The 1840-nt window shown below is 57.2% G+C and carries 2 protein-coding genes; one reads left to right on the top strand and one right to left on the bottom strand.

Annotated features, from left to right (window positions below; all coding sequences use genetic code 11):
* Nucleotides 1-1317, top strand: a 1317-nt coding sequence (locus tag B3520_RS15565) for a RimK family protein (protein ID WP_286876411.1), incomplete at its 5' end; no start/stop codon positions are given.
* A gap of 16 nt (nt 1318-1333) precedes the next feature.
* Here B3520_RS15565 and B3520_RS15560 read toward each other — a convergent pair.
* Entirely contained in the window at nt 1334-1723 is a 390-nt protein-coding gene (locus tag B3520_RS15560; RefSeq protein ID WP_286807329.1) for a DUF3859 domain-containing protein, read from the bottom strand.
* Nucleotides 1724-1840: the final 117 nt, after the last annotated feature.

Below are 1840 nucleotides of genomic sequence, written 5' to 3'. Positions count from 1 at the left end.
TACTGCTCGCTGCTGGCGGAAGCCCGGGGGCACTCGGTGATTCCGTCGGTGAAAACCCTGAACGATCTGCGCAATCACAGCAGTTTTTCAGTGATTGCCGAGCAGCTCCACAGCCAGGCCGACAAGTTTCTCACCAAGCTGGCCAATCGCGAGACGAGTACCTTCGAGTTCTGGGTGTTCTTCGGAGAAAGCAGCGTGCCGGAACTGAAAAAGCTTGCCCGGGAACTGTTTGAGCAACAGCCCTGCCCGATTCTCAAGGTCGAACTGAACTGGCGCGGCGGTTGGCGCATCAACAGCCTCAAGGTGGCGCCGGTGCATACCCTGACCGAGCCGGAGCAGGAAGCCTTTGCCAACGCCCTGGATCGTTTCAGTGCGCAACTGTGGCGCAAACCCAAAGCCCAGAAGGTCAGCCGTTACGAAATGGCCATTCTGGTCAACCCGGATGAGAAGCTGCCTCCCAGCGACGACAAAGCGCTGAAGAAATTTGTGAAAGCGGGTAACCGGCTGGGCATCAATGTCGACTTCATCGGCCGCAAGGACATCCGCAAGCTACCCGAATACGACATGCTGTTTATTCGGGAAACCACCAATATTGACCACCACACCTTTCAGTTCGCCTGCCGGGCCGAGGCCGAGGGGCTCGCGGTGATTGACGATCCGCAGTCCATCATCCGTTGTACCAACAAGGTGTACCTGGCCGATCTGTTCAACGCCCGCAAGGTGGATACCCCCACCACCCGGCTGATTTCCACCCGCTCCAAAGCCGCGCTCGATAAAGTCGCCGCCGAGCTGGGCTTCCCCATGATCGTCAAAATCCCGGACGGGTCATTCTCCCGGGGCATGGTCAAGGTGGAAGACCGGGAAGGATTGGACCGGGCCGTTACCGAGCTGTTGAAACAGTCCGCCCTGCTGCTCGCCCAGGAGTTCATGTACACCGATTATGACTGGCGCGTTGGCGTTCTGAACGGCAAGCCGCTGTACGCCTGTAAATACTACATGGCCGGCGGTCACTGGCAGATTTACGATCACAACAACACCGTAGATCCCTCCGGGGGCTATCAGACCATGCCGACCTATGAGGTGCCGCGCAAAGTCATCGACACCGCGATCAAGGCGGCGGGACTGATCGGCAAGGGACTCTACGGCGTGGATCTGAAGCAGAGCGGCAAGCGGGTGGTGGTGATTGAGGTGAACGACAACCCGAGTATCGATGCCGGGGTGGAGGATGAATTTATCGGCGATGAACTCTACAACCTGATCATGCAGGAGTTCATCAATCGGGTGCAGACCATCCGCCGCTTGCGCGAGGCGCTGTAAGCGCCCCTGGTCAACGTTAAGGCAGCATGAGGGTCAGGGTCTCGTCGGCGATCAGTTGGCCGTCAATGGCCAGGGTAATGCGCCAGGGACCCTGCTTGTTCTCTACCGGCTTCCAGATGGTATCGCCGATAAAGAAATCCCAGTCGTTCTGTTTGATATACACCTCACCGTCGAAGGGTGGCAGGGGGTTGCCGTCTTCATCGGGAATATTCGGGTGGTAGATGCAATACTGCAGCTTGCGGTTTTTGGCTTTTTTGATATTGACGATGTAGCCGAATTCGATATCCAGCTCGCAGGGGATGTCCCGCGTCATTTTGATCAGCTGCGGCAGCTCCTTGGAGTTGGGATCCAGCGGGGTATAGACGCCCCAACTGCGCAGTTTGACTTCCGGTTTTTTCTTGGCCATGGCACCCGAGTAATGGTTGGTTCAAAACCCGAATTGTACCATGGGTGGTTTCAGGGTTTTCGGTTCGTTATTGGGCCTCTGTATCATCACGCCCGGTCAGGTGAGGGGAAGCCCTTC

This window comes from Marinimicrobium sp. UBA4509 (assembly GCF_002388575.1).
In the GTDB taxonomy this organism is placed as follows: domain Bacteria; phylum Pseudomonadota; class Gammaproteobacteria; order Pseudomonadales; family Cellvibrionaceae; genus Marinimicrobium; species Marinimicrobium koreense.
The sequence above is the reverse complement of the archived record's forward strand: the minus strand, read 5'-3'. Positions and strand labels throughout refer to the sequence as shown.

Coding starts and splice junctions, on each gene's coding strand:
- B3520_RS15560 (WP_286807329.1), bottom strand. CDS start 1,723: ATGGCCAAGAAAAAACCGGAAGTCAAACTGCGCAGTTGGGGCGTCTAT.